23 protein-coding genes and 1 pseudogene are annotated in these 21,793 nt (G+C 54.7%); 17 read left to right on the top strand and 7 right to left on the bottom strand.

Annotated features, from left to right (window positions below; genetic code table 11):
- Positions 1–112, bottom strand: a pseudogene (locus AC2FLG_RS05555) (IS110 family transposase); the annotation flags it as partial.
- Between the two features lie 5 nt (positions 113–117).
- Here AC2FLG_RS05555 and AC2FLG_RS05550 point away from each other — a divergent pair.
- From AC2FLG_RS05550 to AC2FLG_RS05500, 11 genes are all read left to right on the top strand, one after another.
- Complete coding sequence (locus AC2FLG_RS05550) at positions 118–336, top strand: transposase (RefSeq protein ID WP_496705357.1); 219 nt, start codon at positions 118–120, stop codon at positions 334–336.
- A gap of 183 nt (positions 337–519) precedes the next feature.
- A complete protein-coding gene (napF, locus tag AC2FLG_RS05545) occupies positions 520–1,035 on the top strand; it encodes a ferredoxin-type protein NapF (protein WP_496691462.1) in 516 nt (171 codons plus the stop codon).
- The gene (locus tag AC2FLG_RS05540) at positions 1,032–1,325 is read left to right on the top strand and encodes a chaperone NapD (RefSeq protein WP_496702285.1); all 294 of its coding nucleotides are present in this window, start codon (positions 1,032–1,034) and stop codon (positions 1,323–1,325) included. The genes napF and AC2FLG_RS05540 overlap by 4 nt, the downstream gene beginning before the upstream one ends.
- Complete coding sequence (napA, locus tag AC2FLG_RS05535) at positions 1,322–3,814, top strand: nitrate reductase catalytic subunit NapA (protein ID WP_496702287.1); 2,493 nt, start codon at positions 1,322–1,324, stop codon at positions 3,812–3,814. Before AC2FLG_RS05540 ends, napA begins: the two co-directional genes overlap by 4 nt.
- A 27-nt stretch (positions 3,815–3,841) precedes the next feature.
- On the top strand, positions 3,842–4,660 hold the full coding sequence (gene napG / locus AC2FLG_RS05530) for a ferredoxin-type protein NapG (protein WP_496702557.1): 819 nt from the start codon (positions 3,842–3,844) through the stop codon (positions 4,658–4,660).
- A complete protein-coding gene (gene napH / locus AC2FLG_RS05525) occupies positions 4,657–5,574 on the top strand; it encodes a quinol dehydrogenase ferredoxin subunit NapH (RefSeq protein WP_496705356.1) in 918 nt (305 codons plus the stop codon). Before napG ends, napH begins: the two co-directional genes overlap by 4 nt.
- A 12-nt stretch (positions 5,575–5,586) precedes the next feature.
- A complete protein-coding gene (locus AC2FLG_RS05520; protein ID WP_496702553.1) occupies positions 5,587–6,024 on the top strand; it encodes a nitrate reductase cytochrome c-type subunit in 438 nt (145 codons plus the stop codon).
- A gap of 29 nt (positions 6,025–6,053) precedes the next feature.
- Positions 6,054–6,755: a NapC/NirT family cytochrome c gene (locus tag AC2FLG_RS05515; protein WP_496702294.1), complete on the top strand. Its 702-nt coding sequence runs from the start codon at positions 6,054–6,056 to the stop codon at positions 6,753–6,755.
- A gap of 13 nt (positions 6,756–6,768) precedes the next feature.
- Positions 6,769–7,026, top strand: coding sequence for a hypothetical protein (locus tag AC2FLG_RS05510; protein WP_496691457.1), 258 nt, complete (start codon positions 6,769–6,771; stop codon positions 7,024–7,026).
- A gap of 1,107 nt (positions 7,027–8,133) precedes the next feature.
- Positions 8,134–8,838 (top strand): ArsR/SmtB family transcription factor, encoded by a 705-nt coding sequence (locus AC2FLG_RS05505; protein ID WP_496705355.1) that lies wholly within the window; start codon positions 8,134–8,136, stop codon positions 8,836–8,838.
- A gap of 80 nt (positions 8,839–8,918) precedes the next feature.
- On the top strand, positions 8,919–9,362 hold the full coding sequence (locus AC2FLG_RS05500) for a YqfO family protein (RefSeq protein ID WP_496702351.1): 444 nt from the start codon (positions 8,919–8,921) through the stop codon (positions 9,360–9,362).
- Between the two features lie 79 nt (positions 9,363–9,441).
- Here the strand turns inward: AC2FLG_RS05500 and AC2FLG_RS05495 are convergent, their stop codons facing one another.
- Positions 9,442–9,837: a hypothetical protein gene (locus tag AC2FLG_RS05495; RefSeq protein ID WP_496705354.1), complete on the bottom strand. Its 396-nt coding sequence runs from the start codon at positions 9,835–9,837 to the stop codon at positions 9,442–9,444.
- Positions 9,838–10,192: 355 nt separating this feature from the next.
- Here AC2FLG_RS05495 and AC2FLG_RS05490 point away from each other — a divergent pair, with 355 nt between their 5' ends.
- Genes AC2FLG_RS05490 through AC2FLG_RS05470 form a run of 5 tightly spaced genes read left to right on the top strand, consistent with a single transcriptional unit; the run spans position 10,193 to position 13,833 of the window.
- Positions 10,193–10,813: a glutathione S-transferase family protein gene (locus tag AC2FLG_RS05490; RefSeq protein ID WP_496705352.1), complete on the top strand. Its 621-nt coding sequence runs from the start codon at positions 10,193–10,195 to the stop codon at positions 10,811–10,813.
- A gap of 33 nt (positions 10,814–10,846) precedes the next feature.
- Positions 10,847–11,515 carry a cupin domain-containing protein gene (locus AC2FLG_RS05485; RefSeq protein ID WP_496705350.1) on the top strand — a complete coding sequence of 223 codons (669 nt, stop codon included), beginning with the start codon at positions 10,847–10,849 and terminating at the stop codon, positions 11,513–11,515.
- On the top strand, positions 11,515–12,198 hold the full coding sequence (locus AC2FLG_RS05480; protein WP_377192788.1) for an SDR family NAD(P)-dependent oxidoreductase: 684 nt from the start codon (positions 11,515–11,517) through the stop codon (positions 12,196–12,198). The genes AC2FLG_RS05485 and AC2FLG_RS05480 overlap by 1 nt, the downstream gene beginning before the upstream one ends.
- A 3-nt stretch (positions 12,199–12,201) precedes the next feature.
- Positions 12,202–13,260 (top strand): flavin monoamine oxidase family protein, encoded by a 1,059-nt coding sequence (locus AC2FLG_RS05475; protein WP_496705348.1) that lies wholly within the window; start codon positions 12,202–12,204, stop codon positions 13,258–13,260.
- Between the two features lie 3 nt (positions 13,261–13,263).
- A complete protein-coding gene (locus tag AC2FLG_RS05470; RefSeq protein ID WP_142640372.1) occupies positions 13,264–13,833 on the top strand; it encodes a TetR/AcrR family transcriptional regulator in 570 nt (189 codons plus the stop codon).
- A gap of 510 nt (positions 13,834–14,343) precedes the next feature.
- On the opposite strand, the gene AC2FLG_RS05465 is transcribed toward AC2FLG_RS05470, so the two are convergent.
- The 5 genes from AC2FLG_RS05465 to AC2FLG_RS05445 form a co-directional block, all read right to left on the bottom strand.
- Positions 14,344–15,096 carry an outer membrane protein gene (locus AC2FLG_RS05465; RefSeq protein WP_496705346.1) on the bottom strand — a complete coding sequence of 251 codons (753 nt, stop codon included), beginning with the start codon at positions 15,094–15,096 and terminating at the stop codon, positions 14,344–14,346.
- A 70-nt stretch (positions 15,097–15,166) separates the two neighbouring features.
- Complete coding sequence (locus AC2FLG_RS05460) at positions 15,167–16,411, bottom strand: DUF3179 domain-containing (seleno)protein (protein WP_496702510.1); 1,245 nt, start codon at positions 16,409–16,411, stop codon at positions 15,167–15,169.
- 60 nt (positions 16,412–16,471) lie between these two features.
- Entirely contained in the window at positions 16,472–18,139 is a 1,668-nt protein-coding gene (locus AC2FLG_RS05455) for a sulfatase-like hydrolase/transferase (protein ID WP_496702366.1), read from the bottom strand.
- Positions 18,140–18,241: 102 nt separating this feature from the next.
- Positions 18,242–19,879 (bottom strand): sulfatase-like hydrolase/transferase, encoded by a 1,638-nt coding sequence (locus AC2FLG_RS05450; protein ID WP_142639693.1) that lies wholly within the window; start codon positions 19,877–19,879, stop codon positions 18,242–18,244.
- 1 nt (position 19,880) lies between these two features.
- A complete protein-coding gene (locus AC2FLG_RS05445) occupies positions 19,881–20,159 on the bottom strand; it encodes a hypothetical protein (RefSeq protein ID WP_142639695.1) in 279 nt (92 codons plus the stop codon).
- A gap of 135 nt (positions 20,160–20,294) precedes the next feature.
- Here AC2FLG_RS05445 and AC2FLG_RS05440 point away from each other — a divergent pair, with 135 nt between their 5' ends.
- Positions 20,295–21,599, top strand: a complete 1,305-nt coding sequence (locus AC2FLG_RS05440; RefSeq protein WP_496705344.1) for a tetratricopeptide repeat protein — start codon at positions 20,295–20,297, stop codon at positions 21,597–21,599.
- The last annotated feature ends 194 nt before the right edge of the window (positions 21,600–21,793 follow it).

Below are 21,793 nucleotides of genomic sequence, written 5' to 3'. Positions count from 1 at the left end.
GGCCCCTGCGCAGTTTCTTCTGAAGAACCGGGTGACCTGTTCTAGCCGCTCCGTGCACCTGGAACACATTCTTCGCCAAATTCAGGCCAATCTCTTCCAGTGACGCCTCCATTCAGGATGTTTGCAAACCCACAATGGCACACCGAGGCCAGCCGGGGCGTCTACACCTTCAGAACCGTTCAAGGGTCGTGTTGTGGCCAAGTCGTTGGTCCTGGGTTTGAGGTCAATGAAGTTGCGCGACGACATGATCTACGGCCCAATCACCTGTCGACGTGGCAACGGTTGGCAATGGACGGCTATACGTCATCAGATGGTTTGAGACAGATGGCGGTTTGACTTTGTTGTGTCATCGCTCATCTGGTTTCAAGCAGTACGGATGGTGGCATTCCAGACGTCAAATAGCTCAAAACGTTTAAGAACGATGCGCTCAAATAATGATCTGGATCAAAATGTACCAGCCTCAGAACGATTATGCAGTAAACTCAGAAAAGGAATCAGAGGTAGCCAGGTCAAAGCGATATGAGCCAACTGACCAGCCGACGCGCGTTTTTGGGCGTCACCGCATTCCAGGAGGACAGTAATCTTGTTCGACCTCCGGGTTCGGTTGTGCCTGGTTTTGCAGATCAATGCAGTAAATGTGGCGACTGTGTCGAAGCTTGCCCCGAAAGTGTGATTGCCATTGGTCAGGATGGGTATCCGGTGTTTCAACCCACCGAGGGTCCCTGCACTTTTTGTGGGAGTTGCGCTCAATCCTGTCCCACGGATGCCCTGGACATAGAACGCCTGCAAGATTGGCCGTGGCGCGCGTCGGTCGAAGCTGCGTCCTGCCTGTCTGTCAACGGTGTCAGCTGCCGAGTGTGTCAGGATAATTGCGATCAGAACGCCATCAGCTTCAGGCTGCAAATGGGTGGCCGCGCGGATCCATCTTTAGACCTCGACGCCTGCACTGGCTGTGGGTCGTGTATGGTGTCATGCCCGGTCGATGCCGTCACATTGAAACGCAAAACCATATCTCAAACGGAAGTCAGCCAATGAATATCTGCGGATGCCTTTTACATATCGCACCAGCGCAGGCACTGGCGGCGTCCGAGGCAATGAAAGTCACGGTCGGTGTCGAAATCCACGCCGAGGCCGAAGACGGCCGTTTCGTAATTGTTGTCGAAGACACGCCGACACGCCTTGCGTCCGAGATCATCATGGACCTGCACCAGATCCCCGGGGTGATTTCTCTGACGTTAACGTACCACCATTTCGAGGACACTGCGGACAGCCATCCGCATCCCGATGCCCCAAGCCAAACCACCAGCCGGAGGCCCACGCTATGACCATATCAGAAACTCGTCGGACATTCCTCAAGGCCTCAGCGGCCGCAGCGACGGCCTCTGCCGCAGGTATTCCTTTGGCCACTGGTCAGGCCGCCGCGCAGGTGGGCACCCCTGACATTCGCTGGGACAAGGCCGCCTGCCGGTTCTGTGGCACCGGCTGTTCTGTGCTGGTAGGTACCAAGGACGGGCGTGTTGTCGCCACTCAGGGTGACCCTGACGCGCCGGTCAATCGCGGGCTGAACTGCATCAAGGGCTATTTCCTGTCCAAGATCATGTATGGCAAGGATCGCCTGACCACCCCATTGCTGCGCAAGACCAACGGCGAATATGACAAGAACGGTGAGTTTGAGCCGGTCAGTTGGGACGAAGCCTTTGACGTCATGGCTGCCAAATGGAAAGAGGCGCTGGCCAAGAAGGGCCCGACTAGTGTCGGCATGTTCGGGTCAGGCCAGTGGACGGTTTGGGAAGGCTATGCTGCTTCGAAATTGATGAAAGCCGGGTTCCGGTCCAACAATATCGACCCCAACGCGCGGCACTGTATGGCGTCCGCGGTCGTGGGCTTTATGCGTACCTTCGGAATTGACGAGCCGATGGGTTGCTATGACGATCTGGAACACGCGGATACTTTCGTGCTGTGGGGATCGAACATGGCCGAAATGCACCCGATCCTGTGGTCGCGCCTGACCGACACGCGCCTGACCAAGCCCGGATGCGAAGTGCATGTTCTATCGACATTCGAACATCGCTCGTTCGAGCTTGCCGATAATGGCCTAGTGTTTAACCCGCAGACCGATCTGGCAATCCTGAATTACATCGCCAATTACATCATTCAGAACGGCGCGGTGAACGAAGAGTTTGTCAACAAACACGTCAACATCACCAAGACCGCCACCGATATCGGTTATGGTCTGCGCGATACAAACACGCTGCAGCAAGAGGCAGAGAACCCAAACTCGGGCAAGCTCGAGACGATCAGCTTTGAAGAATACGCCGAGGCGGTCGCGCCTTATACGTTGGAATACACCGCCGAACTGTCTGGCGTGCCCGCCGATAAACTTGAGAAGCTGGCGCAACAATATGCAGACCCGAACCGCAAAGTGATGAGCTTGTGGACCATGGGCTTCAACCAGCACACCCGCGGATCGTGGGTGAATTCGCTGATGTATAATGTACACCTGCTGGTTGGTAAGATCTCAGAACCCGGCAACTCGCCTTTCTCGCTGACCGGTCAGCCCTCGGCCTGTGGAACCGCGCGTGAGGTGGGCACGTTCGCCCACCGCCTGCCTGCTGACATGGTGGTGGCAAATGACGAACACCGTCAGATTTGCGAAACCGCCTGGAATATCCCGGCAGGTACTATTCCACCTAAGCCCGGGTTCCATGCTGTCTTGCAGCACCGGAAGCTGAAGGATGGTGAACTGAATGCCTATTGGGTGCAGTGCAACAACAACATGCAAGCGGCACCCAATATCAACGAGGAAGGTTACCCGGGCTATCGCAACCCGGAAAACTTCATCGCAGTCTCTGACCCTTATCCAACGGTCACGGCTGTCTCTGCCGATTTGATCCTGCCCACCGCCATGTGGGTCGAAAAGGAAGGCGCCTATGGCAATGCGGAACGCCGTACGCAGTTCTGGCGTCAGCAGGTGAAAGCGCCAGGTGAAGCAAAATCGGACCTGTGGCAATTGATGGAGTTTTCGAAGCGCTTCACCGTTGAAGAGGTTTGGGATGAAGAGCTGCTGGCCAAGATGCCCGAACACCGCGGCAAGACGATGTATGATGTGCTTTACGCCAACGGATCGGTGGATAAGTACCCCCTAGCCGAAACTGCGGAAGGCTTTGACAACGACGAATCCGAGCATTTCGGGTTCTACGTTCAAAAAGGCCTGTTTGAGGAATATGCCGAATTTGGCCGTGGCCACGCACATGACCTTGCACCGTTCGAAACCTACCATCAGGCGCGCGGGTTGCGCTGGCCGGTCGTAGACGGGCAAGAAACCCTTTACCGCTTCCGCGAAGGGTACGATCCGTATGTGCCCGAAGGCGCGGATGTTAAATTCTACGGTCACAAGGACGGCAAGGCAAAAATCATCTTTGCCCCCTACGAACCCGCCGCAGAAGAGCCGGACGAAGAATATGATCTGTGGCTGTCGACCGGTCGCGTGCTGGAACATTGGCATTCAGGCTCGATGACACGCAGGGTGCCGGAACTGCACCGGGCCTTCCCGTCGGCAGTTGTCTATATGCATCCACAAGACGCCAAGGATCGCGGCCTGCGCCGCGGGCAGGAAATCGTGTTGTCGACCCGCCGTGGTGAGGTCACCAGTCGGGTTGAGACACGCGGGCGTAACAAGGTGCCGCGCGGCTTGGTCTTTATGCCCTGGTTTGATGAACACCAGTTGACCAACAAGCTGACGCTGGATGCAACCTGTCCGCTGTCGAAGGAAACCGACTACAAGAAATGCGCCTGTAAGGTCGAGCGCGCGTAATCGGCACGGATCGCAAAGGTAATCCCCATGCCACTCGCCGAGACACCTCTTTCGCCGAAACGTCGCCGCTTCCTTCAGGATACGGCGCGTGCGGCAGGCGGCTGTGTGGTCGCCGGGTCACTGCTGGCCTGGCTGGCCCGCGACGCCCGTGCATTGTCGGCCGAAGCTTTGCGCCCCCCCGGCGCGCTGCCAGAACAGGAGTTCTTGTCGGCCTGCATTCGCTGCGGGTTGTGTGTGCGAGACTGCCCCTATGATACCTTGAAACTGGCCGAGCTTGGGTCGGATGCCGGGGCGACGGGCACGCCATATTTTACCGCTCGCGATGTGCCTTGTGAAATGTGCGACGACATCCCTTGTGTTGCCGCCTGCCCGACCGGTGCGCTAGATCCCAAGTTGGATAACATTGACGATGCCAAAATGGGCGTCGCGGTTTTGGTCGATCAGGAAAACTGCCTGAACTTCCTGGGATTGCGGTGTGACGTTTGTTACCGTGTCTGCCCCGTGATAGACGAAGCGATCACGCTGGAAACAGCGCATAACGCCCGCTCGGGCCACCATGCGATGTTTATCCCAACCGTACATGCCGACCGCTGCACCGGCTGTGGCATGTGCGAAAAAAGCTGTGTTCTGCCAGAAGCCGCAATCAAGGTATTGCCGGCACGTCTTGCGCGGGGCAGCAGCGCGGATCATTACCGCAAAGGTTGGGAAGAAAAAGATGCCAAGGGCGCGCCGGTTGTTGAAGGCATAATCGACCTGCCCGACCGCCTGCCCGGCCCGGGGGTCGACAACCTGATCGCACCGGGTGGTTTTGAACCCGGCTATGATCTTCCAGGGGTGGGACAATGACCATCCGCACACATATGCCCATAGGCCAAGAAACCGTGGCGGTCAAAGGCTGGGTCGGCGCGCATAAATACCTGATACTGCGCCGTATCAGTCAGCTGTTCTTTCTGGTCCTGTTCCTGTTGGGACCCTGGTTCGGCATCTGGGTCGTAAAAGGTACCTTGGCAGGATCGCAGACCCTGGGTGTACTGCCGCTGACGGACCCATTCATCCTATTGCAAAGCATCATCGCCGGGCATTGGCCGGCGATGACCGCTTTTATTGGCGGCTTGATCGTCGTGGTGGCCTATGCGCTGGTCGGAGGCCGCGTCTATTGCTCGTGGGTCTGTCCGATCAACCCAGTGACCGACGCCGCCAACTGGTTGCACAGGCGGTTGGATTTGCCGAAAGGTTGGCAACCTAAAGGGCGCACGCGGTTGTGGATATTGGCCACCGTGCTGATCGTCTCGGGCCTCACCGGCGTGATCGCATGGGAGATTATCAACCCAATCACCATGCTGCATCGCGGACTGATCTTTGGGGCCGGTTTTGTCTGGGCCATGGTCGTTGCGATCTTTGTCTTTGATGTGCTTGTCGCCCGTCACGGCTGGTGCGGCCACATATGCCCGGTCGGTGCGTTTTATGGCCTGATCGGCACCAAAAGCCTGTTACGGGTCAGCGCGGTTAACCGCTCGGCCTGTGACGATTGCATGGATTGCTACGCCGTCTGCCCCGAAAACCACATCATTTCGCCCGCGCTGAAGGGCAAGCCGGGTGCCACGCCGCTGATCCTGTCAACCGACTGCTCAAAATGCGGTCGCTGTATCGATGTCTGTGCAGTTGATGTCTTCAAATTTACTCACCGGTTCGACGACCAAGTCGCCGCACCTTCCGATCCAGTTCCCGCGCCTGAACCGCGCGTAGCCAGACCTATTTAAGGGAGTGCCGAGATGAACAAGCCAATCCTGACAGGTGTCGTCGCCCTGATCCCCGTTATATTCCTGAGCGGGTTCGTCCTTGCGCAATCTGCGCCGGTGCAAACCCTGCGTGGCGCCGAGGTGGATGAACCCATTCCGTTGGACCGGATTCACAAGAACGTGGAAGGACGGATGCAGCGCAACTATCGCCAGCAACCACCGCTTGTCCCCCACTCGATCGAGCAATACCAGATTGACGTGCGCACCAATCAATGCCTGTCCTGCCATGACTGGACCAAAGCCGGGGAACGCAATGCGCCGACCCTGTCGATGACCCATTATCTGGATCGTGACGGCAATGAGTTGGATCACATCGCCGGGACCCGTTATTTCTGCAACCAGTGCCACGTGCCTCAGGCAGATGCGCCTGCGTTGGTCGACAACGTGTTTGAACCCTCGTCCGGCAATTAATCCAACGCATGTCTGAAAGGAGCACCAAGATGGCAGACTCCCCCGAAAACCGCGGTTGGATCCGCCGCCTCTGGAACGCGATCTGGACCCCGGCTGTTATGTTCAGCTCGGGCTTTCTGATCCTCGCCGGGTTTCTGGCCGGTATTCTGTTCTGGGGTGGGTTCCACTGGACATTGGAACTGACCAATACCGAGGAATTCTGTACCTCGTGCCACACGATGGAAACCAATCTGGGCGAATACCGCGAGACGATCCACTATAACAACCACTCCGGTGTCCGCGCGATCTGTTCTGACTGCCACGTGCCACATGAATGGAACCACAAGATCAAGGCCAAAATCATGGCTGTTAAAGATGTCTATCACGAGCTTGCCGGAACCATCAGCACGCCTGAGAAATACGAAGCGCATCGGCTAAGTATGGCTTCGGCGGTCTGGAAAAAGATGAAGGCCTCTGATAGCCGCGAGTGCCGCAACTGCCATAACTTTGACTATATGGATTTCACCATTCAAGAAGCACGCGCTGCATCGGAACATCAGCGGGCAATTGACAACAACATGACCTGCATCGACTGCCACCAAGGCATCGCACACAGCCTGCCGCAGGGTTATCAGGAAGAATACCAAAAAATCACCGATGCGCTGGCTAATAAATCTGCAGGTAACTTGCAACAACAGGTTGCTGACGGCAGCACAGAAATCCGGTCATACCTGACCACACAGTCGGACTGAAAAGGGGTAAGTCATGCTGGAACTTCTGGGAACAATCGGAGGCAACATCATCGGCCTTCCAGGCATTCTGGGCATTGCGCTTGGCATGATGACGCGCCGCCTCTGGCTGGGGGCCATGATGGGCGGTTTGATCGGCATTGTTGGGACGCTGCTGTTTGCCCATTGGGACTTTGCCAATGTTGCAACGACCGAACTTCTGATCGCCATTGTTGTGGGTCTGTGTGCCGGGACACTGGGTTCTGCGATCCGTATCAAAGGGGCAACGGTCTAACAGAAAGACCGGAGCGTGCTGGACAATGGCGGCTTAGGATTGGTCCTATACCCGATGCTCTGGGGTAGATAGCGACTAGGTGCAGAAGGGCTCTGATGGAATGGACATCCCCTGATCTCTCATCTGATAGGATTTGGAGATGGAAGCCGTCAGAACTATCGAGCAATCCGTGCCGAGGGACCATTGCTCGCGTTGGTGTAGATTGTCAGTTGCAGCCCACGCGCCACTGGAGTATTCGACCACGCCTTGCAATGGACCGGTATCCCGACATCTAGCTGCAATAAAATAGATTCCATATCAAACCCTAAAAGATAGTGTTTCGGCCAAATTGATTCAGGCAAGTAGGCCTCAATGAGTCCACTGCAGATTGATTCCATATCTTGTTGCGCACAATGGCGCCCCTAAGCGCATAATCCTAGGAGCCATGATTTGGCCTGGCAGGATCAGCGCTCTGCTTGTCCTACTCCCACCATTTTGTACTGCGCAAAAAACAACGCGAGCTCTTGCCTATGGGATGCCGCAGCCGCACTCGAACGTCCGGCCTGAAGATCAAACGCAAGGTCGAGTTTACCGTCGACGCCTAGCATCAACGCTCACTCGGCACAGTGTATACTGTCTGGACGTCTATTCTCCGAAAGATGGGAGCCCGGCAAAAGTTACCACAGGCATTGCCTATAGGTCTGCGCTGAAGCGCCTGTTTGCAGTCCGTATCCCCAATTATTTCACCACCCGTTTTCCGGATTGGTAAAGTACAAGGCCCAGACATTGTTGTTGCTTTGGGCATTCAGTTTCCGAAACCTAGCCTTGAGGTAAGCGTTAAGAAGGTCAACGTTGTTCGCATTGCGGTTGTCGACGCCCCACGTCAGGAGCGGCAGATTTCGCAATCTTCGGCTGAATCGCTGCGCTGTAACAAACTGCGAACGTCCTGAACCGGTGTTATGTGAAGCGATCTCTGGTTGAGTAGTGGCGATTCAGTGGGACTAACGCCAGTGGCTTTCTAGCGGGACAAACACAGACACATGATAGCGTCCGCTTTAAAGCTCATTTCGTTCGCCATCGAACGGTTATTACTGGCTGCATTCGCTTTCTGTCTTTAATCTGTCTTGCATGGCAATCGAACCGAGACTGGATATAATCGGGGCCGCGCTCGCCGATCCCAGCCGATCCCGCATCCTGTGCGAACTGATGGACGGGCGCGCATTCACCAACAAAGAGCTGGCTTGTGCGGCCAAGGTAAGCCCGCAGACCGCGAGTGCCCATTTGAAGCAACTCGAAGTTGCCGGTCTGACCGCTTCTTTGCGAAGCGGCCGGCATGTTTATCACTGGGTGGCAAGTGCTGACGTTGCCCGGGTGCTGGAAGGATTGGCTACCCTGTCACCGACCGACCACCTGTCTCGGCCGGGCCGGATCGCGACAGACACACAACGCGCACGCAGTTGCTACAATCACATTGCTGGTAAGCTCGGCGTCCTGATGACGAAGCGCCTTGTTGCCCTTAATGTGCTGAATCTCAGAGATGACGCTTTGACATCCGGACCTCGCTATCAGGATTTCCTCGATGATATCGGGATCGAGCCGCCACGAGTTTCATCGGGTAAACCTCCGGCAAAACTCTGCCTTGACTGGACGGAGCGTCGGCACCACATTTCCGGCCCGCTGGCCACAGCGATCATGCAGAAGTCACTGACAGCGAATTGGTTGGAGCGCAGGACCGGTAGTCGCGCTCTTACCATTTCCGACGACGGGTTCGATGCGCTCGAACGCTGGTTTGGCCTGAGCAGAAAGGCTCTGGACGGCTCGGACGACAATTGACAGTTCGGCCGATAACGAACCGTCATTTTCCACAGCATCGCCAATACGAGCTATTTCGGCAGAAGCTGCTGGAGATAAACATGACATTGCCCAAACTCGAAAATGACAGGTTCGTTCCCGAAAACGGTCTGCGGATCGTTGTCCAGGTGCCAGATACACATGCGCAAAAGATCATTGACGCGGTTCTGGTCGATGACGTTCTGAAATATGGCGACTACGATTGCGTCACCTATCAGACCGCGCCGGGAATGCAAAAATTCAGATCCCTGGGGAGTGGGCGCAATATGGCAACCTCAAAGGTTGTCGAGGTACCCTGTGTGGAACTGTCATTCTTTCTGGACAGTAACGAAGCCAAAACCGTGCAGGTTCTAAGAAACATCTATTCATCACACCCCTACGAAGAGCCGGTGATCTTCGTAGAACCGTGCATGCGGACGCTCCATATCCGGGGAATGGACGAGGACAATCCTAACAGGTTCTGGAACAACGAGACCGAAGATTGGGTGCCAAAAGAGCACTGGTAAGTGAGGTTGAACTCAGCAATCTCCGAACCCCAACGAATAAGTAGGAAGGGCTCCTTTGGAACCTTCGCCGCACGCTGTACTAGGGTCCGGTTTTGATTTCCTGGAAACAAGGCAATAGCGGAAAGCTCCGGCACATCGCGGTTCGGGTGTTATATGCACCGGTCTCTCGTTGAATGCCCGATCTGCTGTCACATGCCTTCGATAATGGCATTCTGGCCGTGGCATTTTCCCTAACGATGTACCGCAGCAAGTTATTACCCTCGGCCATGAGGTCGAGGCGATCTTCGTTCTTTTTCACCACGGCTGCCCACGCCATTTGATCGTGTATTAAATCGTCAAGGATCGCTATGCGTTGTCCACGGCCCATTTCCTTGGTTTTGCTTTTTAACACCAAAAGTCCATCAATATGCCCGATGAGGTCGGGTGCCAGGTCCTGATCTTTAATGAGCTCATGCAGGTTCATCAGCTGTGGCATATCGGGTACCGTAGGTTTTCGTATGCGTCTCAGGGGGCATTCTAGCAGACCGAGAAAACTCTTGGTTCGGCCCATAAGAGACATTCGGCACCCTGCTGGCATTCTGCGGTCGCAGCCCGCATTCCGGTCATTCGCTGCAAGTGCAAACTTTGGCGCTGCTCGAACTCACACATTGAGGGACTTTATTGTCATTCTTTAGGACGACACAAATGACCGCTCGAAGGAAGCTGGCATCAAACCCAGAGGCTGCTGAACTTATCATCGTAACAACTTTGTGATCGCAACGACCAAAGTATATCTTGTCCAAGATGTCTACCAACTAGTAGGTTGGTATTTGTTCCCAAGGAGAGACAACATGAAAATCTATGATACTGAGGGTTTCCCAAACCCCGCACGTGTGCGCATTGCGCTTGCTGAAAAAGGCGCAACAGACCAGGTCCAATTCGTTCCGGTTGACGTGAAGGGTGGCGAACATCGCACCGAGGCCTTCAAAGCCAAGAACCCCGATGCCGTTGTGCCCTGCCTTGAGCTGGCGGACGGTACACATATTTCGCAGTGCAATGCGATTACAGAATATATCGACAATCATTTCGAAGGCCCGTCGCTGACCGGAGAGACACCAAAACAACGTGCGCAAATTTCGATGATGAACCTGCGTGCAGAAAATGGTCTGCTGAATGCTGTGGGAACCTACTTTCACCATGCCACACCAGGTCTTGGTCCAGACCTTGAGACCTATCAATGTGCTGAATGGGGTAACAAGCAAAAGCAAGTTGCTGGTCAGACAATGGCTTACTTGGATGAAGTTCTGGCTGACAATGAATATCTGGCAGGTTCTGAGTTTTCGGTTGCTGATATCACGGCGTTTGCCGGTCTTGCCTTTGCGGACTTTGCCAAGGTCGACATTCCAGAAACACTCTCCAATCTGACGGCATGGCGGGCAAAGGTCTCGGCACGGCCCAGCATCGCAGGTTAAAGACGCGATACCACTCAAGCCGAAAGGAAAAACATGGAACTGAACGCAGACTTTAAAACACGCGTGGTTGTTCACTCTGAACAGCTTGAGTGGAACGCTTCGCCTATGCCCGGTGTGGATCGGCGTATGCTGGACCGCATCGGCGGCGAAGTTGCCCGTGCCACGACGATTGTGCGCTATGCGCCGGGCAGCAAATTTTCGGAACACACCCATACAGGTGGCGAAGAATTCATCGTGCTTGATGGTGTATTTCAGGACGAACATGGCGACTTCCCCGAAGGGACATATGTGCGCAATCCTCCCACCACTGCACATACGCCGAGGTCAGAGCCGGGCTGCACGATCTTTGTAAAGCTGTGGCAGTTCGACATGGCCGACCGCAATCAGTTTCGCAAAACCATGGCCGAAGAACTGACCGATCCTGTGGATGGTGTCGCAACGGCTGAACTACACCGTAATGCGCGTGAAACAGTGACCTACAGCCACCTTGATGCAGGCGCGACACTGGAAAATACCGATGTGGGTGGGATCGAAATGCTGGTGATTGCCGGTTCCGTCACCGAAGGCAGCGATACGCTTGAAAAAGGAGCATGGCTGCGACTGCCGGAAGGCGATCAACTGTCTGCAACGGCTGGCCCTGATGGGGCAAGGCTGTGGATCAAGACGGGTCATTTGCCCCACGCCAAACCGCCTGCCGTCTGATGAGTGTTGAAAAACCTTTGGTCCTTGTGGCCGGCGCGGGGGCTGGCCTTGGTCAGTCCCTGTTGTCCCGTTTCACAAAAGATGGCTTTGCTGCCGTTGGCTTGGGACGCACCCAACCTGAAACGGTGATTGGCCAGTTCTTTGAGATGGACCTGACGGACGAGAGTGCCGTTCCCAGCATCCTGGCACAGGTTATTGCAGAACATGGCCCGCCTAAGGTTGTGATCCACAACACGAGCGAACTGATCATCGCGCCTTTCGCAGAAACCCGGCTTGCTGATTATCAACGCACGTGGGGATCCATGGTGCAGTCTGCCATTTTGCTTGCCCAATCGACACTGCAACCGATGGTCCGCGCTGGCGGTGGTACGTTCATTGTATCTGGCGCCACAGCGTCCTTGCGGGGTGGTACAAGATTCTCGGCCTTTGCCAGCGCAAAATTCGCCTTGCGCGGCCTGACGCAATCGCTTGCACGGGAGTATCAACCAGCAGGTGTTCATGTCTGCCACGCGATTCTGGACGGTATCATTGATACAGCGCGATCTCGGGACCTGCACAACCTTGATCCGGGCAAGATGATGAAGCCCGAGGACATCGCAGAGGCCTACTGTAGCCTCGCCCACCAACCCAAATCCACATGGACGCACGAGCTAGATCTGCGCCCAGCATCCGAAGGGTTCTAGCGCATGCAAACGCTGATTGTCGGCGGCGGGTTGTCAGGGCTTGTCTTAGCCGAACGTCTTGAGGCGCAAGGGCGCGACTATATGCTGATTGAGGCCCGCCCGCGGTTTGGCGGGCGAATCATGACGCAGCATCTGGAGGCAGGCTACTTTGACATGGGGCCTGCCTGGTTCTGGCCGGGCCAGCCACGTATTGCAGCTCTGATTGATCGGTTTGGTCTGACAAAGTTCGACCAATTCGCCGATGGCGCTCAGACCTTTGAGGATGAACATGGCAACGTGCAACGCGGGCAGGGTTTTTCATCAATGGAAGGGTCATGGCGGCTAAAGGGAGGGTTGGCTGCTCTGACAGACGCATTGGCCAACTGCCTGCCGGATCATCGCAAACAGCTAAACGCGCCGGTTGTTAAACTTGACATGTCCGGCGATCAATTCATTGCAACAACGGCAAAGGGCGAACAGATCCACGCGGATCAAGCTGTCCTCGCTGTGCCCCCACGTGTTGCGGCCGAAATCGCATTTTCGCCCGCATTGTCTGCCGAAGCCGCCCAAACCATGAAAGGCATCGCGACATGGATGGCAGGTCAGGCCAAGGCTGTTGCGGTGTACGACAAACCATTCTGGCGCAAACAAGGACTGTCCGGTGATGCAATGAGCCGGAAAGGACCGATGGTCGAAATCCATGATGCATCCCCCCCTGAGGGTGGACCATACGCGCTATTTGGCTTCATCGGTGTACCGCCCCAAGGTCGCGCGGACGAACAACTGCTGCGTCAGCACCTGCACGCTCAATTAACACGGTTGTTCGGGCCTGAAGCCGCCGAGCCCCAAAAGCTCTACTTGAAAGACTGGGCCATTGATCCCTACACTGCAACTGAGGCGGATAAGGCACCGCTATATGCCCATCCGACATACGGTCTACCGAAGGCGATGAGCAATCTGTGGAACGGAAAGCTGCATTTCGCAGGAACAGAGGTCGCCCCGGTTTTCGGCGGCTATATCGAAGGCGCTTTGGAAGCGGCAGAGAATGTCCTACACAGCCTAAACGCCCAAAATCTTGGATAACACATGGCGACCGACACCAAGACAACTCTGCTCAATTCGGCTGAACGGGCCGCGCGCAGGCGTGGCTTTGATGGGTTCAGCTATGCCGACCTGGCCGCCGACGTCGGAATCACAAAGGCCAGCATTCACCATCATTTCGCCAGCAAGGCAGCTTTGGCCGTCGCGCTGATGCAGCGGTATTATTCAGATTTGGAAACCGCCTGTGGCGAGATTGATCAAGACCATGCAACAGGGGCGACGCGCTTGGCCGCTTTGATCAAGCGGTATCGTGGCGCACTTGAAGGTGGTCAAAGCTTGTGCCTGTGCGTGTCTTTTTCGACCAGTACAGAAAATCTATCAGCAGACACGATTGCCGAGATGAACCGTTTTCGCACAATGATGACCGAATGGCTTGCGAGGGTATTTTCACTGGGTCAGGGCGATGGAACGATCCTACATGTTGCCGATCCGGCAGCAGAAGCCGCCGCAACACTGCCTTTGCTCGAGGGCGCACAACTGGCAGCCCGAGTGGCACAGGACCCGCAAAGGTTTGAAGCGGCAGTCCAGATTTTGTCCAAGCGATTGGTTCAATAAACCAATGCGCAACCCTTCGTCCTGACGCTGGCTTTTGTCCGTTAGGACTTGAGCACGTTCAAAAACAGACATTGCTGCGCTCTGCAGCATTGGTCGTTTTGGGCTCTTTCAAGACCTTGGGTGCAGCGCAGCATTTCGGTTCAAGAACCACTCGCCATCGATTTGAACGGCCCTTAGCCGACATCCATCAGCCCTTTGAAATATTGCGTTAACAACCCGCATTTCAGACATTCGCTGCGATTGCGAAAGCTAGCCTAGGTGAATTCTCACTCCGCGGTCGAAAGTGGCATCGCTACCTCAGACTTGTCTCATTCATTGCTAGCCTTTCTAAGGCTACAACAAACTCCATCCAGCTATCGATGCCGGAGGTCAAGATCTGGGGCCAGGCACGAAAACAAATCTGAGGGCACATGCGAATTTGATTCTCTAAACCTTTTTACAATTGAATCGCGCCAATCAAACGACGTTCGTAACATCACAACCTTGTCTCGGGTTCGCCAACAAAGAATTTTAGAACCGATAAGTTGCGCCTAGCACAGGCCCCGACTGATCAAATGTAAAATCGTTGCCGTCGATTTCATGATCGAATGAGATATAGCGATAGCCACCGCGGATCAGCCACCTGTCGTTGATTGCGTAATCTGCCGTCAGCAGAATCTGCCAGGTTTCACTGTCGCTGCGGAAGCCTCCGTAGTCGACAAAACCGGAGCCCGTCCACTTATCCGAGAACTGTACCCGTGCTCTGGCGCCGATGACAGGGTCGGTCCAGCTATCGTCTGCCGTTGTTGTGCGCCCCGGTGCCGCGCCGGGTAGAAGGGTAAATTCCGTTTCGGTGCTGAACCACCGGAAACCCCCGGCGACGTCAACGGTGATAGTTGGCGCTTCATACACTCTGTAGCCAACATAACCACTCAGGTATTGTGTGGTAAATGATGTCTCCAGACCCGAGCCGACAGGTCCAGGAGCGCTGTTGCTGAACGATAAGTCTGTGTAGTTGTAATCTGCAAGTATCAGCCAACGTCCGTTGGTGGCCGAGAACGCACTCATAAAGGCAAAATCGAGGTTTTCCAACGCATCCGAAAAGCTGAGCGTACCGTCCAGAGTGCCCAAAGGTGTGTCCAATGTAGTCTCTGTTTCCGGCATGAACAGGTAGATTGTGGCCTCATATGACCAATCGGATTGTTGAGCCGAAGCCACTGTGGCCACAGATGCAAAAAAAGCTACTCCGCAAGCGCAGCTTTTCACCCAAATTGACGAAATCATTCTGTCCCTCCCGTCAAACAATCAAGTTTGAATAAATGGTCTTTGGTTTGTGGTTGTTTGGCCATGGGCCTCATTCTACAGCTCCTTCGGTTGCCATGGAACCGCTGCCGACACGATTAATATCAGTGTTCGGGAAGAACTCGGACCAGACATGCCAGAATGCGCCTGCGCGCAGGGTTTCGACACGTTTTAGCTGACCCTGATCTGAATGGCCCCAAAAATCGCAATGGCTCACAGGTTGACCAAAGTCGTTGTACCAAACGCCTAGGCTTTCATACTTTGGATCCAAGCTGACCACGACATCTCGTCCGCCGACATTGGCGTTCACGATCCACTCGTTCTCGACGATGAAATCATCAGTCCAGCAAACCGCATCCTTACCGATCGTAATTCCCCAAACGTAGGTTTTATTTGGTAACCGATCGTCTGAACGATCCATGTTGTCCATCACGGGCGCGTCTTCCTGATGCTGGCGTCCGATGCCCCAGCCAAACGTGATCTCGGTCATCATATCCAGCAGGCGCAAAAATGGGTTCGGGGATGGCTTGTTCAGAAATACCTCACCGTCAGGATAGGCCTTCTGAAACCCGCGGAACGTCATTCGAAAGGTTGGCCAGGGCTCCATTTGCGCTTCGGGTCGAAGGGGGCAGGCAGGACCGTCGGAGTTAGGGTCGCGGTCCGCCTCGCGGAAACCATAGATGTGCTGGATCGGCTCGCCCGTGTCGTTATCGCGCAGGATTAGGTTATTGCCATGCTGGGCCAAAACCTCGAGATTCAACCGTCGTCCTTCTATTCGCGGAATGTAACCCTGACCCAGATTGGCCATAGCGCAGTAGGTCATGACCACGTCTTCGCCACCCAAGCCATCTACATTCCCGGCCAGATGAGGGCGCATAATCTGCGCATCCGGGTGCGCGCGCGCTTGGCCGTTGTTTTCGATGACTATGACAGGCGCAGTTGGTCCGACATATTTGCGGGCTTCTTCAATTGGAAAGTACTGTGCGTCATTGAGCTGGTTCCTTAGACCCAAATGCACCCAAACGTAGGGAAACCCATAAAGAAGAAGAGTAAGCACAGCCGCTATGAGCCAAAGCCAGAAAGGGCCACCGCCCAAAAGGAAATGCGCAAGTGTTGCCGCTGCAAACCCGCCAAGTCCGATACCGATCAGGCGATATTCATTGCGGATAAAGCGCACCATATTCTCGCGCTTTACCTTCAGCAGCATTTGAGAGACGTCGCCCAGATCGCGAAAATAGACAAACCCGATGCCGAGAGACACAATCAATCCCAGTGCGAATATTATGCTACCAAACATGCTGTGACCCTCGACCTTGATTAACACAGTCCTTCACAGGTTTATTGCGAAGGATTAGGCTTACTTCTGTGGTGACGCGCGCTTGATCATGAAAGCCTCAACTGCCTGTTGGGTTTCGGGGCGGATGTTCTCGATCCCTTCATAGGGCACGCCATAGGCGGGCGCGGTATCGGGGAATTTTTCTTTGCGGGCCATGTGGCGGCCCAAAATCCGTGCGAATTCCTGCCCTCCCCAGGCGCCAACCTCGGTCGAGACCGAGTATTCTTCGCGCGTGTCCCGATAGAGATCAAAGAACTTTGCAAGAATGGCGCTTTCGCCTGGTCCCGGCAGTTTCAGCTTTAGCTGGTCTTTCACGACCGCCTCGGGCTTGTTCACCGAATAGACGATGACGTGATCGCGGCGAGATTTGGATTCATCGGTGAACAACAAGGCGGCCGACTGGTCCACCCCATCCACAAGGCGATCCCGCGGAATATACTGATCTGCTCCGGCAAAGCGCGACAAAGTGGTATAGAGGTCCGAGACATGGATGATGCTGTTAAGCAACCCGTCAGCCTCGATCATACCGGGCCAGCGGATGAAGGCGTCAACTCGTATACCGCCTTCAGTCGTGTCACCTTTGCCGCCAGCATAGATCAGCGGGGTGAACCCGGATTGCGGCGCGTATTTGGTGAAATGGCCATTGTCACCCATGACCACAACCACAGTGTTTTCCGTCAAGCCCAACTCTTCCAGCCGCGCAAACAAGTCGCCCAACCACTGATCGAGCAACTGCATTTTGTCCACATACAGGCCACCATTAACGCTCTCTGGCCCCGACCGCCCGGCACGGGTGTTGTCCAGCGGGATCATCGGCCAGTATTGTAAGAAAAACGGGTCTTCACCATTTGCTAGGCGATCCAATTCTTCCATCGTCTTGTCCTGAAACCCCTGGTTCATCTCATCGTACTTCGCAGCGTTCCAGCGTTCGCCGGTTTCCATGCGAATTTCGCGGATGGGCCCGCCGGTTTCCCCTTCGATGACTGTCATCATCGCGGCAGAGTCCGGCCGGAACCAGCCGTCCAGCGTATATTTGTCGTCATAGTCACGGATCGCGACCGAGACCTGTTCTTTGATCGCATCATCATTGAAGATCGTCAGCTGGCCCTGTTGGTGGATGGCGTGCTGGGCATAGTCAAAACCCTGATTCATCGCCCAGCTTTCGGCGATATCGCCCATGTGCCATTTGCCGACATGGCTGGTCGCATAACCCGCCTGTTTCAGAATTTCGGCCAAGGTGACCTCGTTTTCCGGTAAGCCAAACCCGGCAATGTCCACCGTTGTGTCGCCCATACCCATGCGTACGGGCAACCGCCCGGTCATTTGTGCCACGCGGGTCGGCGTGCACGAAGGTTCAGTATACATGCGCACCATTCGCATCGCCTGATCGGAAAAGTCGTTGATATTCGGCGTTTCATAACCTCGCACAGCGTTTAGCTCGGGGATGCCCATGTCGCCGAAGCCCATATCGTCGATCAGAACGCTGACTATGTTTGGGGGCTGCCCATTGTTACCGTCACGAAAAGCGGCCAGAGCATCATCAACAGCGGTATCATCCTGTGCCCATTGTTCTGCATGTTGTGCCTGCAGAATATAGAATTCGGCATCGTGTTGAATTGGGTCTTCCTGCGCTTGCAAAGGTGGTGCCGTAACGCCTGCACAAAAAACCAGAAGCCATTGTAGTTTCATTCCGTCTCCCCCAGGTTTGAAGCCGAGCTTCGGTGTTTGATCTTTGATGCGTTAACCAATTGTAACATCGTTATATTCAGATATTTACTTAAATTTGCGACGTCACTGCCAGCTCATGAATACATCACGGGTCAGTTCAGTTTCCGGACGCAGGTTTTCGATGCCCTCATAGGGGGTACCTTTGCCGATCTCTGAATGTGGATATTTGGCGATCATCTTCTGGTGGCGCTTTATCATATCCTGAAAAGATGCACCGGCCCAAAGCGAGTAGCCAACCAACGGGTGTTCCTCACGAGGGTCCCGATAGATGTTATAGGTTGGAGCAGCCGCGCCGGGTTGACCAGGGGCAGGAAGGTGCATCTTGAATTCTTGTTTAACGACCGAGCGCAAGACAGGGCCTTCGTAGACATAGACATAGTCGCGCCGACCGTTCCCCTCGCCGTTCAACAGTAACGCCGTCTGGTCAATGCCGTCTATCACACGGTCCCTTGGGATAAAGGCGGTGGCTCCGGCAATTCGCGCCATTGTGGTGAAGATATCTGAAACATGAACGATGTCGCCAGCTGCAGTGTTGGGTTCGATCACACCGGGCCAGCGAATGAACGCATCGGTTCTTACTCCGCCTTCAAGATGCTGAGTTTTGCCTCCGCGATAGATTAGTTGGTTCAGGCCGGATGAGCCTTCATAGTGATACATCAGACCATTATCTGCCATCAGAACAACAATTGTGTTGTCTGCCGTGCCGGTTTCTTCAAGCTTGGCCAAGAGATCTCCAATCCATCCATCAAGCAGTTGCAGCTTGTCGGCATGAAACCCGCCATTTCGTGAAATTGCCTGATCCGGGTAGACGAAGTTCAACGGGTACAGCGGCCAGTATTGCAAGAAGAATGGCGCATCCTCGGAGGCTACACGTTCGAGTTGCTCCAGCGCCTGCCGTTGATATCGTTCGTTCATCTCTTCATATTTGGCCTGCGTCCAAACCTCACCGGCTGACATGTCTACTTCCAGGGCGGGCCCACCGGCTTCGGCCTCGACACCGGTGACAAGACCATATGGCTTGAAGCGCTCATCCAGCAGGAACTGATTGTTCTGCCCCTCGGGCACGTAGCCGAGCATGGCGTTGGACCTCATTGCCTCGGGGATCATGAGGCTCAGCTGCACTTGCTGGTGTAGTGGAAATGCGGCCCAGTCGAATCCCTGATTGTGTGGGTACGATTGCTCAATGTCACCTTGGTGCCATTTGCCGATATGCGCCGTATTGTAGCCGACTTGTTTCAGTATCTCCGGCAGTGTCACTTCGCTGGTCGGAAGACCTTCTCCAACCAAAGCCACTTTGACCTCTTCGACACCGGCGCGTATTGGGTGGCGCCCCGTCAGCATGGCGGTACGTGTGGGAGTACAAGAGGGTTCGGTATACATGCGCATCAGCGACATGCCTTCGGTAGCCAACTGATTGATGCTGGGTGTCTCGATCCCCATGACGTAATTCATCTTGCGGTCACCCATCTGACCAAAGCTTACATCATCGATCAAGATGTAGAGGAAATTAGGAGGCTTGCCGCCATTGGCCGCACGAATTTCGGTCAGCTTGGCGTCGACTTCAACGTCTTGCGCATCCCATGCCTCACCAAACTGCGCGCGAAGGAATTCGAACTCGCCGTCATGAACAATCGGGGTTTCCTGAGCAAGCGCGGAGCCGGCACCAATCAACAACGCAGGCAAAATGTATCTAAGTCTCATGTCAAACCTCCAAATCTTTGTTCCGTACCGATTCCGAATCAAGGCCATGCGCCTGCAACCGTCCGTCAATACTGCTGCGCAGGTCCGAAAGGCTTTCTGCCAGATCGGCGAGATAGCGCATCTGAAGAACAGACTGCGACCTTGGCGGCACCGCCAGTTCGGCGAAGACCTCTTTGTAGTCGCGGCAAATTCGATCAAACTCTTGGTCTTTTGCCCGCAGGTCCTGCAGCAGGCGACCCGCTTCGGGAAATTGGGATTCAAAGAACTCATCATCCGTCATTGGCAGCGCCCTTCAGGCAATCGTTTGCCAAGCATGCATCCAACAGAATATGTATTGAACGTATAAAGCCGCATGCTACCGTAGCACCATGGCGACAAACCCTTATTGCGAAAGGATAGTTCTTTGACCGTCAGCATGGACGATCAGGAACAGAATGACACTCAACAGTTCTCGGCCGAGCAGGTGCGCGATGCGTTGGATAGGGTTCAGAAGTCAGATGAATTCAAAGGGTCCGCCCGCATGCGATCTTTTCTGTCTTATGTTGTGATGGAATCGCTCGAGGGTCGTTCCAACGAGATACGCGCCAAAACCATTGCGATGGATGTTTATGGATACGACGCGGATGAGCTATTGAAACGCGAAGGCGTCGTACGCGTGGATGCGGGACGTGTTCGGCGAAAACTCCAAGCTTATTATGAAAGTAATGGGATCGCTGACGAATTGGTAATCTCATTGCCTGTCGGAAGTTACGCACCCGAGTTTTTGCCGGGCTCCAATCGAAGCAGACAACCATTACGCGGAAGGCGACAGGCTTACGCAGTCGTTATCTCGCTTTCACTTCTAGTAGCCGGTATTCTAGTCGGTGTTCTGATCGGCCGCGGTTCGAAATCTGTTGCTCCAATAACTGGCAAAACTGCGATCTACGACGTGTCGCCAGCCCGCGTCGAAGCAATGAACCTAAGCAACGCTGGCCGGGATTTGATTTTTCCGGTTACAGATTTGGCACGCCTTCAACCTGCGTTGTTGATATTCCAAACAGCAATTGAACGAGATCCGTTTTATTACGGGGGGTATGCTGGCGCTTCTCAGGTCGAAACCATGTTCGCCATCATGAAATCTGGCGATCCAGGTTCTGATGAGTTTTTGCACGCTGCCGACAAGAATAGTGCTTATGCTTTGGAATTGGCTCCGGATGCAGCATGGCCGCTTTCAGCGCGAGCCTGGTTTGAATTTGGGGTGGGCAATTACGATAGCGCAGTTCGATTATCCCAACGGGCCTTAGGTTTGGCACCCGATGATTCACATGTTGCTGAATTCGATGCCTTGATTTCCCTTTATACATCTGATTTTGAACGAGTTTTGTCTCAATCAGCGCGATATAGAGTCCTGGCCCCACAAGGAGGGGGACTTGTATTTGACAATGCATTGGGTGCGGCTCAGTTCCATACGGGAGACTATGCTGCCGCAATCAGGACGTTTGATGAAACAATATCGCGTGGTGGGCCGTTCGGACCAATTTCCGCAGCTTACCTTATGGCAGCCCACTGGAGGAACGGAGAACAAGCAGAGGCACAGCGGCTTGCAAAAGTATTTTCGGACACTTGGCCAAGCTTCCCTCTCGAAGCACTGAAGGCTCGAGTGTTTGTAGACCCACAGCCAGTTCAAGAGCTGATCAGTGCAATGAAGGCTGCGGGTTGGTCAGGAACCATCAGACCCTGATTCTCAAGCAGTAGGATGTGTCACAATCAATTTGCTCAGATTGGAATGACATAAAGACCAGCGTAAAAATGCCAGCGCCATGCCGCGAAGTAGAGTTTGTTTGCGCCGCCCCCGGACTGCGCAGGTGTATCGGTAATAGTCATTTAACGGCCTCCAAGCACAATCGCGCCGCATCCAGCGGGATACGGGCATCT

The sequence above is a fragment of the Ruegeria sp. CDSA193 genome (genome assembly GCF_059611885.1).
Note: the sequence above shows the minus strand (reverse complement) of the source record. Positions and strands in the feature narration are given on the sequence as shown.